The 14,626-nt window shown below is 70.3% G+C and carries 16 protein-coding genes; 9 read left to right on the forward strand and 7 right to left on the reverse strand.

Annotated elements, in window-relative coordinates; genetic code table 11:
* Positions 1 to 138: 138 nt before the first annotated feature.
* The 3 genes from AC3AOF_RS04175 to AC3AOF_RS04185 are packed head-to-tail and all read right to left on the reverse strand — an operon-like array spanning position 139 to position 2,792.
* Positions 139 to 918 carry a MetQ/NlpA family ABC transporter substrate-binding protein gene (locus tag AC3AOF_RS04175; protein ID WP_236991961.1) on the reverse strand — a complete coding sequence of 260 codons (780 nt, stop codon included), beginning with the start codon at positions 916 to 918 and terminating at the stop codon, positions 139 to 141.
* Positions 919 to 952: 34 nt separating this feature from the next.
* A complete protein-coding gene (locus AC3AOF_RS04180; protein WP_488347757.1) occupies positions 953 to 1,618 on the reverse strand; it encodes a methionine ABC transporter permease in 666 nt (221 codons plus the stop codon).
* Positions 1,608 to 2,792: a methionine ABC transporter ATP-binding protein gene (locus AC3AOF_RS04185; protein WP_488347758.1), complete on the reverse strand. Its 1,185-nt coding sequence runs from the start codon at positions 2,790 to 2,792 to the stop codon at positions 1,608 to 1,610. The genes AC3AOF_RS04180 and AC3AOF_RS04185 overlap by 11 nt, the downstream gene beginning before the upstream one ends.
* 289 nt (positions 2,793 to 3,081) lie before the next feature.
* On the opposite strand from AC3AOF_RS04185, the gene AC3AOF_RS04190 reads away from it, so the two are divergent.
* Positions 3,082 to 3,921 carry an aldo/keto reductase gene (locus AC3AOF_RS04190; protein ID WP_236991959.1) on the forward strand — a complete coding sequence of 280 codons (840 nt, stop codon included), beginning with the start codon at positions 3,082 to 3,084 and terminating at the stop codon, positions 3,919 to 3,921.
* 7 nt (positions 3,922 to 3,928) lie between these two features.
* Here the strand turns inward: AC3AOF_RS04190 and AC3AOF_RS04195 are convergent, their stop codons facing one another.
* Complete coding sequence (locus tag AC3AOF_RS04195) at positions 3,929 to 4,459, reverse strand: MarR family winged helix-turn-helix transcriptional regulator (protein ID WP_488347759.1); 531 nt, start codon at positions 4,457 to 4,459, stop codon at positions 3,929 to 3,931.
* A gap of 291 nt (positions 4,460 to 4,750) precedes the next feature.
* Here AC3AOF_RS04195 and AC3AOF_RS04200 point away from each other — a divergent pair, with 291 nt between their 5' ends.
* On the forward strand, positions 4,751 to 5,176 hold the full coding sequence (locus AC3AOF_RS04200) for an organic hydroperoxide resistance protein (protein WP_099954895.1): 426 nt from the start codon (positions 4,751 to 4,753) through the stop codon (positions 5,174 to 5,176).
* Between the two features lie 81 nt (positions 5,177 to 5,257).
* Here the strand turns inward: AC3AOF_RS04200 and rdgB are convergent, their stop codons facing one another.
* From rdgB to AC3AOF_RS04215, 3 genes are all read right to left on the reverse strand, one after another.
* Complete coding sequence (rdgB, locus tag AC3AOF_RS04205) at positions 5,258 to 5,890, reverse strand: RdgB/HAM1 family non-canonical purine NTP pyrophosphatase (protein WP_488347760.1); 633 nt, start codon at positions 5,888 to 5,890, stop codon at positions 5,258 to 5,260.
* Positions 5,890 to 6,603, reverse strand: coding sequence for a ribonuclease PH (gene rph / locus AC3AOF_RS04210; protein ID WP_236991957.1), 714 nt, complete (start codon positions 6,601 to 6,603; stop codon positions 5,890 to 5,892). Before rph ends, rdgB begins: the two co-directional genes overlap by 1 nt.
* 141 nt (positions 6,604 to 6,744) lie before the next feature.
* The gene (locus AC3AOF_RS04215) at positions 6,745 to 7,974 is read right to left on the reverse strand and encodes a glycosyltransferase family 4 protein (protein WP_236991956.1); all 1,230 of its coding nucleotides are present in this window, start codon (positions 7,972 to 7,974) and stop codon (positions 6,745 to 6,747) included.
* Positions 7,975 to 8,284: 310 nt separating this feature from the next.
* Here AC3AOF_RS04215 and AC3AOF_RS04220 point away from each other — a divergent pair, with 310 nt between their 5' ends.
* From AC3AOF_RS04220 to AC3AOF_RS04250, 7 genes are all read left to right on the forward strand, one after another.
* Entirely contained in the window at positions 8,285 to 8,500 is a 216-nt protein-coding gene (locus tag AC3AOF_RS04220) for a hypothetical protein (RefSeq protein WP_488347761.1), read from the forward strand.
* 513 nt (positions 8,501 to 9,013) lie between these two features.
* Entirely contained in the window at positions 9,014 to 9,325 is a 312-nt protein-coding gene (locus AC3AOF_RS04225; protein WP_236991954.1) for a metal-sensitive transcriptional regulator, read from the forward strand.
* Positions 9,326 to 9,439: 114 nt separating this feature from the next.
* Positions 9,440 to 10,807, forward strand: a complete 1,368-nt coding sequence (locus AC3AOF_RS04230; RefSeq protein WP_488347762.1) for an ABC1 kinase family protein — start codon at positions 9,440 to 9,442, stop codon at positions 10,805 to 10,807.
* Positions 10,808 to 11,053: 246 nt separating this feature from the next.
* Entirely contained in the window at positions 11,054 to 11,347 is a 294-nt protein-coding gene (locus tag AC3AOF_RS04235) for an aa3-type cytochrome c oxidase subunit IV (RefSeq protein ID WP_236991952.1), read from the forward strand.
* 201 nt (positions 11,348 to 11,548) lie between these two features.
* Positions 11,549 to 12,691: a Re/Si-specific NAD(P)(+) transhydrogenase subunit alpha gene (locus AC3AOF_RS04240; RefSeq protein WP_488347763.1), complete on the forward strand. Its 1,143-nt coding sequence runs from the start codon at positions 11,549 to 11,551 to the stop codon at positions 12,689 to 12,691.
* 31 nt (positions 12,692 to 12,722) lie between these two features.
* Positions 12,723 to 13,172, forward strand: coding sequence for a proton-translocating transhydrogenase family protein (locus tag AC3AOF_RS04245; RefSeq protein ID WP_236991950.1), 450 nt, complete (start codon positions 12,723 to 12,725; stop codon positions 13,170 to 13,172).
* 4 nt (positions 13,173 to 13,176) lie between these two features.
* Positions 13,177 to 14,580, forward strand: a complete 1,404-nt coding sequence (locus AC3AOF_RS04250; protein WP_109961410.1) for an NAD(P)(+) transhydrogenase (Re/Si-specific) subunit beta — start codon at positions 13,177 to 13,179, stop codon at positions 14,578 to 14,580.
* Positions 14,581 to 14,626: the final 46 nt, after the last annotated feature.

Genomic DNA, 14,626 nt, shown 5'->3' on the forward strand with positions numbered 1-14,626 from the left:
CCAGCCCATCACGCGGGCCGTGCTGAGAAGACGCGCACGGCCGCGTTTGGTTTCATGGCTCCGCTGCAATCAGCGTTCGTCTTGTGGATAAGGTCCGGCCAGAGATCGATCCTTCGGCCGGCCCCATCCCCGGCCGGCTCACCAGCTGGTGATCACCGCGCCGCCGAACTTGGTCTCGATGAAGGCCTTCACCTCGGGCGAGCGGTAGGATTCGACGAGGGTCCTGACCCAGGGCTTGTCCTTGTCGGCGCTGCGCACCGCGATCACGTTGACGTAGGGGCCCTTGGGGTCCTCCTTCAGGATCGCGTCGCCGGGCTTGAGGCCGGCGGCGGTGGCGTAGTTGGTGTTGACCGCGGCCGCATCGACGTCGTCGAGGGAGCGCGGGGTCTGGGCCGCGTCGACCTCGATGATGCGCAGGCGCTTCGGGTTCTCGGTGATGTCGGCGACGCTCGGCTTGAAGCCGACATCGGGCTTGAGCTTCAGGAGCCCCTTGTCCTGGAGCAGCAGCAGGGCGCGGCCGCCATTGGTCGGATCGTTCGGGATCGCCACCGTGCCGCCGGCGGGCACCGCATCGAAGCTCTTGTGGCGCTTCGAGTAGACGCCCATCGGGAAGTTCACCGTCTGGGCCACGCTCTCGATCTTGTAGCCGCGATCGGCCTTCTGGTTGTCGAGATAGGGCTGGTGCTGGAACGAGTTGGCCTCCAGCTCGCCGGACGACAGAGCCTCGTTCGGCACGACGTAATCCGAGAACTCGACCACCTGAAGGTCGATGCCCTTCTTGGCGGCGATCGGCTTGACCGCCTCCAGGATCTGGGCATGCGGGCCCGGCGTGGCGCCGATGCGCACGCGCTGGGTCTGGGCAAGGGCCGGCAGGCCGGCGGTGGCGAGGAGGACCGCCAGGGTGAGGGTACGCAGCATCGAATTCACGCTCCGAGGGTAAGGGAAAATGGGATCAGCCGTGGCGCAGGCGCTTGTTCATGCGCCGCGCCAGCCGGTCGCCGAGGGTCTGGACCAGCTGCACCAGGACGATCAGCACCACCACCACGGCGAGCATCATCTCGGGCATGAAGCGCTGGTAGCCGTAGCGGATGCCGAGATCGCCGAGCCCCCCGCCGCCGACGGCGCCGACCATCGCCGAGAAGCCGATCAGCGACACCACCGCCAGGGTGAGGCCCAGCACGATGCCGGGCAGGGCCTCGGGGATCAGCACCTTGAGGACGATCTGCAGCGGACTCGCCCCGAAGGCGCGGGCCGCCTCGACGAGGCCGCCATCGACCTCCCGCACCGCGCCCTCGACGAGGCGGGCGATGAACGGGATCGCCGCGATGGTGAGCGGCACGGTGGCGGCGTTGGTGCCGATCGAGGTCCCGGCGATCAACCGGGTGAACGGGATGATCGCCACCACCAGGATGATGAACGGGGTCGAGCGGGTGGCGTTGACGACGAGGCCGAGCACCCGGTTGAGCCAGGGCGCGGCCAGGAGTTCGCCGCGGCCGCTGGTGGCGAGGAACACGCCGAGCGGCAGGCCGACCAGCGTGCCCAGCGAGGCCGCCACCGCCACCATCTGCAGCGTGTCGATCGTGGCCTGGACGAGGAGGCGGGTCAGTTCAGGCGACATGACGCGGATCGGTCCGAGAGGGATTCTGGAGGCGGGGCGCGGCGGTCTGCTGCCAGCCGGCGAGGTCGAGGGTGCCCAGCATCTCGACGTCGAGGCCGCGGGCGGCGAGGAAGGCCTGCGCCCGTTCGACGATTGCGGGCTCGGGGGGAATCCCGACCACCAGGGTGCCGAAGGGGCGGCCGGCGATCTCGTCGACGGTGCCGGAGAGGATGCCGGCCGGGATGCCGGCGTCGCGGGCGAGCTGCGCCAGAACCGGATCGGTGGCGTGCGGACCGCGGAAGGTGATGCGCAAGACCGCCTGTTTCCCCTCCCCCGACGTCAGGCCGGGGCTGAGGCGGCCGGCGAGCGCCGGCGGCAGGGTGCGGCCGGTCTCCTCGTCGAGGAAGGTGCGGGTGATCGCGGCTTGCGGCCGGGTGAAGACCTCGAACACGTCGCCCTTCTCGGCGATGCGGCCGCCGTCGAGCACCGCGACCTCGTCGGCGATCGCCCGGATCACCGCCATCTCGTGGGTGATGAGCAGGATCGTCAGGCCGAGATCGCGGTTGATCCGGCCGAGCAGGTCGAGGATCGAGCGGGTGGTCTCGGGGTCGAGGGCCGAGGTCGCCTCGTCGGAGAGCAGCACCTTCGGGTTGGTGGCGAGCGCCCGCGCGATGCCGACACGCTGCTTCTGGCCGCCCGACAGCTCGGCCGGGTAGCGGTCGGCCTGGGGGCCGAGCCCGACGAGGTCGAGGAGTTCTGCGACGCGAGCGCGGATCGCGCGCTTGTCGGCGCCCGCCACTTCGAGGGGCAGCGCGACGTTGCCGGCCGCCGTGCGGGCCGAGAGCAGGTTGAAATGCTGGAAGATCATGCCGATGCCGCGGCGCTCGGCCCGCAGGGCGGATTCCGACAGGCTCGAGATCTCGGCCCGATCGACGATCACCCGGCCCCGGCTCGGCCGCTCCAGCCCGTTGACCAGGCGGATCAGCGTCGACTTGCCGGCGCCCGAGCGGCCGATGACGCCGAGCACCCGGCCGCGCGACACCGAGAGATCGATATCCTCGAGCGCCGTGACGGCGCCGGCGCCGCGGCGCGCCGTGTAAGTCTTCGCCACGCTCTCCAGCCGGACGAGCGCATCGGGATCGCCGAGCCGGCCGCTCAGGTCCGCCGGCACGGGCACGCGGACGGGGGCCGTCACGGCGCGCGGGTCCGGGCGGGCGGGGAGACGGGAGCGGTCATGAGGTCCTTCGGCGGGTGTCTTGATCCGGTTGGCAGGCCGGCACAAAAACCCGGAAGCGGACTTTCTGTCAACCGGAATGTTCTTTTTGAAGAACACGCCGGGGGAGAAGGTCTTTTTTCCTCTCACGGCCCCGCCACCTCACCCTCCCGTTGGCGACGGATCGCAGAAAACCGTGCATCCTCGGTGATCTGCCCTTGCCCACCGGGTGCCGCGCGGCCCAGGACGGCACAGATCGCAGGAGCACGCGATGCGACGGCAACCCTTCGGACGCAACCGACCCGCGGTGCCGGTGATCGGGCAGGGAACCTGGTACCTCGACGAGGGCGAGCCGACCGTGGCCGCCGCCGCCCTGAATCGCGGGCTCGATGTCGGCATGAGCCACGTCGACACCGCCGAGATGTACGGCGAGGCCGAGCCGCTGATCGCCGAGGCGATCGGCGACCGGCGCGACGAGGTTTTCCTGGTCTCGAAGGTGCTGCCCGGCAACGCCTCGCGCCGCGGCACGATCGAGGCCTGCGAGCGCTCGCTCAAGCGCCTGCGCACCGACCGGCTCGACTGTTACCTGCTGCACTGGCGCGGGCCGCATCCCCTGCAGGAGACCTTCCGGGCCTTCGAGGACCTGGTGCGGGCGGGCAAGATCCTGTCCTGGGGGGTGAGCAACTTCGACGCCGCCGACCTCGACGAGGCGCTGAGCGTGGCGGGGCCCGACCGGATCGCCTGCAACCAGGTGCTCTACCACCTGGAGGAGCGGGCGATCGAGCACGCGGTCCTGCCCTGGTGCCGGCGCCACGGCGTCGCGGTGGTGGCCTACAGCCCCTTCGGCCATGACAGCTTCCCCGGCCCGGCGACCCCGGGCGGCCGGGTGCTGGCCGAGATCGCGGAGAGCCACGGCGCCACCCCGCGGCAGGTGGCGCTGGCGGCGCTCACCCGCGGCGACGGCGTCCTGGCGATCCCGAAGGCGTCGAGCCCGGCCCATGCCGCCGAGAATGCCGGCGGCGGCAGCCTCGCCTTGAGCGAGGCCGACCTTGCCCGGATCGACGCCGCCTTCCCGCGCGGACCGAAGCCGCGGCACCTGCCGATGCTGTGATGCGCCCTCACGCCCCCCCGCGATCCGGCGCCGCGCAGTCATGCAGGCTGTCGCGCAGGGCCAGGATCTCGTCGCGCAGGGCCACCAGGCGTTCCGCCGGCCGGCCGGAGGCGCAGACGATCTCGTCGGGGAACGGCATCGCCTTGTCGCGTAAGGACGCGCCGGCCTCGGTCAGGCCGATGCGCATCAGCCGCTCGTCCTCGGCGTCGCGGGTCCGCGTCACCAGCCCCGCCGCCTCCAGGCGCTTGAGCAGCGGCGTCAGCGTGCCGGAATCGAGGTAGAGGCGCTTTCCGAGGGTCTTCATCGTCTGCCCGTCCTGCTCCCAGAGCAGGAGCAGCACGAGATATTGCGGGTAGGTCAGGCCGATCCGATCGAGGAGGGGCTTGTAGATCCGGTTGAAGGCGTGCGCCGCCGAATAGACCGCGAAGCAGATCTGGTTGGACAGGTGCAGGGCGTCCGCCTGACCGGGATCGTCTCGACCGGCATCCCGGTCGGAATTCCGGGCGACGGTCTCGCGGCGCGCGTCGATCTCGGACATGTCCCGCTCCTCCATGTCCCTCTCCCCTACGTCCCGCTCCCCCATGTCCCGCTCCCCCATGTCCGGCTCCCCCATGTCCGGCTCCCCCATGTCCGGCTCCTCTAGGGCTCCGTCGAGCGGGGCCGGACCGCGGCCCGAGGCCCGAGGAACACTCTGCGCCCGGGTTCGTCACGATCATAGCCATGACGGCGCACAAAAACAAATTGCGCGCAATCGGATTTCGATCTATGACCGTGCCGCGGCGCGCCGGGATGCCTCCATCCCAGGCCGCCCGATCTGAGGAGAGCACCGATGTCGGTCGACGTGAAGTACACCACCCAGGCCACGGCGAATGGCGGTCGCGACGGTCGCGCTCAGACCCAGGACGGCAGCCTCGACGTCAAGCTGTCGACCCCCAAGGAGCTCGGCGGCGCCGGCGGCGCCGGCAACAACCCCGAGCAGCTCTTCGCGGCCGGCTACGCCGCCTGCTTCCTCGGCGCGATGAAGTTCGTCGGCGGTCAGGAGAAGATCGCCGTCCCGGCCGATACCACCGTGACCGCCAAGGTCGGCATCGGCCCGCGCTCCGAGGGCGGCTTCGGCATCACCGCCGACTTGACCATCTCGCTGCCGGGCCTCGACAAGGCGACCGCCGAGACGCTGGTCGAGAAGGCCCACCAAGTGTGCCCCTACTCGAACGCCACCCGCGGCAACGTCGATGTCGGCCTGACGGTCGCGTAATCCGTCGCGGCGGGGCGGCCTCGAGCGCCGCCCCCGTCCCAGCAAGGCGCCCCTCCCCCGGAGCGGGCGCCCTTGTCATATTCAGTCCGGCCGGCGCAGGCAGGCGGCGGCGAGCGCCAGGAAGGCGCGGGCGCGGTGCGAGAGCGCTTCTCGCGTCTCCCAGTCGATGCCGTGCTTGTCCTCCGAGGACAGCTCGCCGAAGGTGAGCGGGCTCTCGTCCGGCTTGAACATCGGGTCGTAGCCGAAACCCTTGTCGCCGCGGGGCGGCCAGACCAGTTCGCCGAACACCCGCCCCTCGAACAGCTCCTCGTGCCCGTCCGGCCAGGTCAGGACCAGGGCCGAGACGAAGTGCGCGCGGCGGTCGGTGGCGTCGCGGATGGTCAGCTCGCGCTCGATGCGTGCCATCGCGCCGGAGAAATCCTTCGAGCCGCCGGACCAGCGGGCCGAGAACAGGCCGGGCGCCCCGTCGAGGGCATCGACGCAGAGCCCGGAATCGTCCGCGAAGGCCGGAAGGCCGGTGGCCTGCGTCGCCGCCCGCGCCTTGATGGCGGCGTTCTCCGAGAACATCGTGCCGGTCTCGTCCGGCTCGGGGAGATTCAGCTCCCCGGCCGAGACCGCCTCGACGCCGAAGGGCGCCAGCAGCTCGCGCATCTCGCGCAGCTTGCCGGCATTGTGGGTCGCGATCACGACCCGCCCGGTGAGGAGGCGGCCCATCAGGCGATGGCCTGCTTCTGGAGCGCCACCAGTTCGGCGGTGCCGGTCTTGGCCAGCCGCAGCAGGCTCAGGAACTCCTCCTCGGAGAACGGCTTCACCTCGGCCGTGCCCTGCACCTCGACGATGCCGCCCGAGCCGGTGATGACGAAGTTGGCATCGGTCTCGGCGCCGGAATCCTCGGCGTAGTCGAGGTCGAGGACGGGCGTGCCCTTGTGGATGCCGCAGGAGATCGCCGCGACGTGGTCGCGCATCGGATCGACCGAGATGATCGAGCGGCCGCGCATCCAGGTGAAGCACTCGTGGAGCGCCACCCAGGCGCCGGTGATCGCCGCCGTGCGGGTGCCGCCATCGGCCTGGAGCACGTCGCAATCGACGACGATCTGGCGCTCGCCGACCGCCGGCAGGTTCACCACGGCGCGCAGGGACCGGCCGATCAGGCGCTGGATCTCCTGGGTGCGGCCGGAGGGCTTGCCGGCATTGACCTCGCGCCGGTTGCGGTCGTGGGTGGCGCGCGGCAGCATGCTGTATTCGGCGGTGATCCAGCCCTTGCCGGAGCCGCGCAGCCAGGACGGCCCGCGCTCCTCGAGCGAGGCGGTGCACAGCACCTTGGTCTCCCCGAAGGTGACGAGGCAGGAGCCCTCGGCGTAGCGCGAGACGCCCCGCTCCAGCGTGACCTTGCGCAGCTCGTCGGGGGCGCGCTTCGAGGGGCGCATGGGCAACTCCTGTCCGGGGCGCCGCGCTCGTCGGCGCGACGCTTGAGATTTGCTGAGGGCCGCGCGCTCTTAGGCGCTGGCGCCGGGGGCGGCAAGGGGAACCCGCCTCCCCCGCCGCGAAGCCGGCGGCGCAGAAGGTTGCTAGGCTCCGCCCCCGGCGGCGACCGCCTCGATCAGGCGCAGATGTGCCGGGAGGCAGACCCGCCCGAGGTCGTAGGCGAGCGCGGTCTGCCGCGCCGCCGCCCGCAAGGGGGCGACGAGGGCGGGATCGGCCAGCACGCCGACCACCGCCTCGGCGATCGCGGCCGGCGAGAAGAAATCGACCAGGAGCCCGTTCTCACCCTGACGGATCACCTCCTCGACCGGCGGGGTCGCCGAGCCGACGATGCAGGCGCCGAGCGCCATCGCTTCCAGCATCGACCAGGACAGGACGAACGGGTAGGTCAGGTAGACGTGGGCCGCCGAGACCCGCAACAGGTCGACATAGTCGCGATACGGGATCTTGCCGACGAAATGGACCCGCGACAGGTCGAGCTCCGCCTTGACCTCGTCGAGGAAGATGTCGCGCCAGGTTCGACCGGCCGGGGGCCTGGCGCCGTAGCTGGTGTCGCTGCCGCCGACGATCACCGCCCGGGCCTTCGGTCGCCGGCGCAGGATCTCGGGCAGGGCCCGCATGAAGCTGTGATAGCCGCGATAGGGTTCGAGGTTGCGGTTGACGAAGGTGACGACCTCGTCCCCGACCCCGAGGGACAGCCGATCGCGGCCCAGCGTGATGCGGGCGCCGGAATCGGGCCGCAGCAGGTCGGTGTCGATGCCGTCGTGGATCACGCTGAGCCGGTCGCGGAACACGGCCGGGAGCCGGCTCGCCTGCCAGGCGGTCGGGCTGACCAGCCGGTCGGAGGCCTCGAAGGCGACGAGCTGCCCGGCATTGCGGGCGCGGGTGCGCCATGCGTCGGCCTCGATACTCGGAAATTCCGGATCGAAGCCGGAATCGGCACCCGTCGCATGGTAGAAGAATTCCGCGAAGGTCAGGAGCCGCGCCCGCGGCCAGACGTCCTTGAGAAACAGCGTCTCGCCCCAGCCGGAATGGCCGCAGATCACGTCCGGATGGAAGCCCTCGGCCTTCAGCGCGAGCGCTGCCCGCGCCGCCGCCTCGCCCCGCAGGGTCGCGGTCTCGAAACTCGCCGCCAGCGGATGGATGCCGGAGGTGGAACGCCCGGCGACCGTGTAGCGCAGGTGGCGCACCCCCGGCAGGACGGGCGCCGGGTTGATGCCGAGTGCCACCACCTCGGTGCCGGGCCGCGCGGCAAGAGCCGGGGCGACGTGGCGGTACTGGCCGGGGAAATTCTGGTGGACGAAGAGAACGCGCATCGGCGGCAGGTGAGTCCTCGGAAACAGGGCCGTCGTCCGGGGGCGAGGCGCGGGAATCCCTCCTCTCCCTGCGGGCAGCGCGCAAGCTTACATACCGTCTCGGAAGCCCAGCCCCTCGTACAAGCGAGCTTTTTCCCATCCCCAGGCGATACCGGGCAAGCTCGGGATCGCCTGGAAGAGGAGAGGCGCGCGACTTCCGAATGGAGAAGCGCTCGAGCCGAGGCGTGTGAATACGCCAAGCCCGTGGGAAGAGGAAGAAACCCGCCGCCACGCTCGAACCGCCGCCACCGGGGGGATCAGCCACATCGAGATGCTGTCGACGGCGGTGGCCCTCAACCTCGAGGACGCGCCGGCCACCCTCCAGGAGACCTCGGCCCAGGCCAACCCGATCGTCGGGGCGGTGATGGGCGGGGAGCGCCCGCGCCACGTCGTCGAGGGCATGCTCCAGCGCCGCCTGCTCTCCATCGGCATGGCGGCCCTGCCCGTCAATTGCGACGGCGCGCCGTTCGACTGCTCGCACGTCTAACGATGCGCCAGCAGCAATGGCTGGCGATCATCGAGGACATGGGCGGGCTGAAGGAAGGATTGCCGGTGCCCAACGGCTTCGACCAGTCGAAGGAGGCGCGGGAATTCAGCGACATGTTCATGGGTACCGAGCGCAACGGCACGCCGGTCCCGCCCGGCCGCTTCGCGGAAGGTCCGTCGATCGACGGCAACGGGCCGGCTCCACTTCGAGGCCTTCGAGCCGCTGGGCGAGGAACCGGTGCTCGGGCCCGCCCGGCCCGATTCCGGCGCCCAGACAGAGCAGATGACCGCTCCCCCGGCCACCACCAGCAAGACCCGACCAAGCAAGAGCTAGGCCATCCGGCGCAGGCGCGCGCGGAGCCTGCGCCAAGATTGAGCTTGACCTGTGCGCCCCTGATAGGGGATCGATTGCCGTTCCTTAGGGACAGGGCGGCAATCGATCACCAGACCCGACGTCGCCCGGGCCGCCCCCGCCCCCCGGACGAGGCGGACCCACGGTCGGGGAAGGCACATCATGGATTACCAGTACGTCGACGGGCGCCTCCAGATACGACGCACGGAGGAGGAGAAGAAGCCTATCCTCCAGCGCCTCAAGCGGATCGAGGGCCAGGTGCGCGGCCTCCAGGCGATGGTGCAGGAGGACCGCTACTGCCTCGACGAGGTGCAGCAGATGAACGCCATCACGGCAGCGGTGCGCGAGGCGGTGCTCCAGCTCATCAGCACCCATCTCGACGCCTCCGTCGACTACGCGGTGCGCGCCAAGGACCAGGACGGTGCCATCGAGGAGATGGTGCGGGTCCTGCGCGCCGCCCTCCGGCAGACCTGAGAGCCTGCCCCGCGCTGTCCGGTCGCCCTGGCGGCGACGGCGGCCGGGATTATCTAGGGATCCAAGACCGGCGCGCGGCAGCCTGCGCGCATCCTCGCACGAGCCTTATCCCGCATGTCCGCCTCCGACAGCGAAGCCAATCGCTTCTCCGCCCGCGCCGCCCGCTACGCGAAGGTCGGCGCCAATGTCGGCGGCGTCGCCGCCCGGATGGCCGGTGCGCGGCTCCTCGGCCGCAAGGGCGAGGACGTCACCAGCGCCGCCGCCCTCGCCCAGGCTCTGGGCGGCCTCAAGGGGCCGATCATGAAGGTGGCGCAGCTTCTCGCCACCGTGCCGGACCTGCTGCCGCCGGAATACGCCGCCGAGTTGCAGAAGCTGCAATCCGAGGCGCCGCCGATGGGTGCCGCCTTCGTCAAGCGCCGCATGGCCGCCGAGCTCGGGCCCCAGTGGAAGGACCGTTTCGGCACCTTCGACTTGCGCCCCGCCGCCGCCGCCTCCCTCGGCCAGGTCCACCGGGCCGAGACCCTGGACGGCGTGCCGCTCGCCTGCAAGCTGCAATATCCGGACATGCAATCCGCCGTCGAGGCGGACCTCAAGCAGCTCGAACTCGCCTTCGCGCTTCACCGGCGCATCAGCTCGGTGATCGACACCCGCGAGATCGCCAAGGAGATCGGCGACCGGGTGCGCGAGGAGCTGGACTATACCCGCGAGGCCCGCAACGCCGCCCTCTATGCCGACGTGCTCAAGGGCGTCGAGACGGTCCGCGTCCCGGTCGTCTTCCCCGACCTCTCGACGAAGCGCCTGCTCACCCAGGGCTGGCTCCAGGGCGAGAAGATCCTGAGCTTCACCGGCGGGCCGCTGGAGGTGCGCAACCGCCTGGCGCATGCGATGTTCCAGGCCTGGTGGCACCCCTTCAGCCGCGCCGCGGTGATCCACGGCGATCCCCATCTCGGCAACTACACGGTCTTTTCCGAGGGCGCCGAGCCAGCCGGCATCAACCTGCTCGATTACGGCTGCATCCGCATCTTCCATCCCCGCTTCGTCGGCGGCGTGGTCGATCTCTACAAGGGGCTGCTGCACGACGACGAGGCCCGGATCGTCCACGCCTACGAGACCTGGGGATTCCGCAATCTCACCCGGGACCTCGTCGATACCCTGAACATCTGGGCCCGCTTCATCTACGGGCCGCTGCTCGAGGACCGGGTCCGCACCGTGGCGGACGGCGTCAAGCCGAGCGAGTACGGCCGCCGCCAGGCCTTCGAGGTCCACCGCGCCCTCAAGGAGCGCGGGCCGGTGACGGTGCCGCGGGAATTTGTGTTCATGGACCGGGCGGCGGTGGGCTTGGGCGCGGTGTTCCTGCATCTGCGCTCGGAACTGAACTATCACCGCCTGTTCGAGGCCCAGATCGACCGCTTCTCCCTCGACGACCTCGCCGCCCGGCAGCACGCGGCCCTGGACAAGGTGGGCTTGCCGCAACCGGCCTGATGGCTCGGCGCCTCGCCACCTTAGACCGGGAAAAAGGTGCGGATTCGCACTTCGACCTTCGGCGGATCGGGGCCGCACGAGACGGCCCGAGCCGTCTCCGGTGCCGAAGACGTGAACATCCACAGGGATTTGCAGCCTGGCCGGCGGGATCAGCGTCCCGCGCGGGGTTTGGCTGCGGCTGATTGCCGGGACCTTGGGCATGCGTTAAAGCCCGGCCAACGAGCACAAGACGGGGTCTACCGCATCATGGCCGACATCACACACGCCACCGACTCCGCCTACCGCCCGGAGATGGACGGCCCGTCGCACGAGGCGACCTATCGCGGCTTCGTCACCTTCGTCGAGATCGCCACCGGCGTCGTGATCTGCTGGGTCCTGTCGCTCGCCGTCGGCGGCGTCCGCGAGGCCTGGATCTCGGCCATCGTCGGCGTGGTGCTCGGCGGCGTCGCCGGGGCCATCGGGGCGCTCGCGCCCGGCATCGGCTGGCGCGCTCCGGCGGTGGTGGCCGCCCTGCTCGCCCTGATGCTGGCCTTCTACTGAGGGCGCGGGCGGCCTGCCCGCCCCTTCCCCTCCCGCGCCCGATAAATTGCGCGTGACTTAATCGTGTAGAATTTGTAACGAAAGCCGTTCCCTGGCGACAGGGGACGGCTTTACAGTTGTGGGGCAGGCGTGGCCTTGTACATGCCGACCCTGGAGGGGGGATCGGCGCGTCGCGCCGTGTATCGACCAGAGGAAGCCTGAATGCGGATCGCGGTCCTATCCGAGACCGATCCGGCGGAGCCGCGTGTCGCGGCAGTCCCGGAAACGGTAAAGAAGTACAAGGCTCTCGGGGCCGAGGTGACGGTGCAGTCCGGGGCGGGCCTGGAGGCCGGCGTGCCGGACGCGGATTACGAGGCCGCCGGTGCCTCGATCGCGCCCGACGCCAAGGCCGCGGCCGAGGGGGCGGATATCGTCCTCAAGGTGCGCCGCCCCGCCACCGACGAGCTGCCCGCGCTGAAGCGCGGCGCGATCGTGATCGCCATCATGGATCCCTACGGCCACGAGGCCGAGGTCAAGGCGATGGCGGATGCCGGCGTGTCGGCGATCGCCATGGAGCTGATGCCCCGCATCACCCGCGCCCAGGTGATGGACGTGCTCTCCAGCCAGGCCAACCTCGCGGGCTACCGCGCCGTCGTCGACGGCGCCGCCGTCTACGGCCGGGCGCTGCCGATGATGATGACCGCGGCCGGCACCGTCCCGGCGGCCCGCATCTTCGTGATGGGCGCCGGCGTCGCCGGGCTGCAGGCCATCGCGACCGCCCGCCGCATGGGCGCGGTGGTGACCGCCACCGACGTGCGGCCCGCCGCCAAGGAGCAGGTCGAGTCGCTCGGCGCCAAGTTCGTCGCCGTCGAGGACGACGAGTTCAAGCAGGCCGAGACCGCCGGCGGCTACGCCAAGGAGATGTCGGCCGAGTACCGCAAGAAGCAGGCGGAGCTGGTCGCGAGCCACATCGCCAAGCAGGACATCGTGGTCACCACCGCGCTGATCCCCGGCCGGCCGGCGCCGCGGCTCGTCACCGCCGACATGGTGGCGGCGATGCGGCCGGGCTCGGTCCTGGTCGACCTCGCGGTCGAGCGCGGCGGCAACGTCGAGGGCGTCAAGGCCGACGAGGTCGTCGAGACGCAGAACGGCGTGAAGATCGTCGGCTACGCCAACGTCCCGGGGCGGCTGGCCGCCACCTCGTCGAGCCTCTACGCCCGCAACCTCTACGCCTTCGTCGAGACCCTGGTCGACAAGGCCGCGAAGACGCTGGCGGTGAAGTGGGACGACGAACTCGTCAAGGCGACCTGCCTGACCCGCGACGGCGCCGTCGTCCACCCGAACTTCCAGCCCAAGGCGGCCTAAGGCCGCTCGCCCCGCAATCGGAGGAGACCTCATGGCTACCCTTCCCCCCGACCAGGCGGCCGAGCAGGCACGCGCCGCCGCCGCCGCCGCCCGCAACGCGGCCGACATCGCCGCCCGCGCCGCCGACCAGGCGGCGATCATCGCCGACAGCGTCGGCCACGGCGTCGCCGCCGCGACCCACGGCGCCATCGACCCGACCGTGTTCCGCCTCGCGATCTTCGTGCTGGCGATCTTCGTCGGCTATTACGTCGTCTGGTCGGTGACCCCGGCGCTGCACACCCCGCTGATGTCCGTCACCAATGCGATCTCCTCGGTGATCGTGGTCGGTGCGCTGCTGGCCGTCGGCGTTCCGCTGATCGAGAAGGGCACTGCTTGGGCCCGCTTCTTCGGGTTCATCGGCCTGGTCTTTGCCAGCGTGAACATCTTCGGCGGCTTCCTCGTCACCCAGCGCATGCTCAGCATGTACAAGAAGAAGGCCTGAGGCGATGTCGGAGAACGTCTCCTCGCTCCTCTACCTCGTCTCCGGCGTCCTGTTCATCCTGGCGCTGCGGGGCCTGTCCCATCCGACCACCTCCCGGCAGGGCAACCTGTACGGCATGATCGGCATGGGCATCGCCATCCTGACGACGCTGGTCGGCCATGCGCCGTCCGGCGTCGGGGCATGGTTCCTGGTGCTGCTGGGTCTCGGCATCGGCGGCGGCGCCGGCGCGGTGATCGCCAAGCGCGTACCGATGACGGCGATGCCGCAGCTCGTCGCGGCCTTCCACTCCCTCGTCGGCCTCGCGGCCGTCGCGGTGGCGGCCGGCGCGCTCTACGCGCCGCAGGCCTTCGGCATCATCGAGAACGGCGCGATCCACAAGCAGTCGCTGTTCGAGATGGGTCTGGGTGTGGCCATCGGCGCCATCACCTTCACCGGCTCGGTGATCGCGTTCCTGAAGCTCGACGGGCGCATGTCGGGCAAGCCGATCATGCTGCCGCAGCGCCACGCCATCAACATCGTGCTCGCTATCGTGCTGGTGGCGCTGCTCGCCGGCTTCATCGGCGGCGGCAGCAAGGTGCTGTTCTGGCTGATCGTGATCCTGTCCTTCGTGCTCGGCGGCCTCCTGATCATCCCGATCGGCGGCGCGGACATGCCGGTCGTGGTCTCGATGCTCAACTCCTACTCGGGCTGGGCGGCCGCGGGCATCGGCTTCACGCTGGGCAACCTCGCGCTGATCATCACCGGCGCGCTGGTCGGCTCGTCGGGCGCGATCCTGTCCTACATCATGTGCCACGCGATGAACCGCTCGTTCATCTCGGTGATCCTGGGCGGCTTCGGCGGCGACGCTGCGGCGGCCGGCGCTGGCGGCGGCCAGGTCGAGACCCGGCCGGTCAAGCAGGGCTCGGCGGACGACGCGGCCTTCATCATGAAGAACGCCGAGAAGGTCATCATCGTGCCGGGCTACGGCATGGCGGTGGCGCAGGCCCAGCACTCGCTCCGCGAGATGGCCGACCAGCTCAAGAAGGCCGGCGTCGACGTGAAGTACGCCATCCACCCGGTGGCGGGCCGCATGCCGGGCCACATGAACGTGCTGCTCGCCGAGGCCAACGTGCCCTACGACGAGGTGCACGAGCTGGAGGACATCAACGGCGAGTTCCCGCAGGCCGACGTGGCCTTCGTGATCGGCGCCAACGACGTCACCAACCCGGCCGCCAAGACCGATCCGCAATCGCCGATCTACGGCATGCCGATCCTCGACGTGGAGCGGGCCAAGACCGTGCTGTTCATCAAGCGCGGCATGGGCTCCGGCTATGCCGGCGTCGAGAACGAGGTGTTCTTCCGCGACAACACCATGATGCTGTTCGGCGACGCCAAGAAGGTGGTCGACGAGATCGTCAAGAACTTCTGACGGTCGGTCCGCGAGGGCACGATCTGCCGGAGCATTCTGCTCCGGA

It is taken from the genome of Methylobacterium sp. 142-1Y (genome assembly GCF_057747795.1).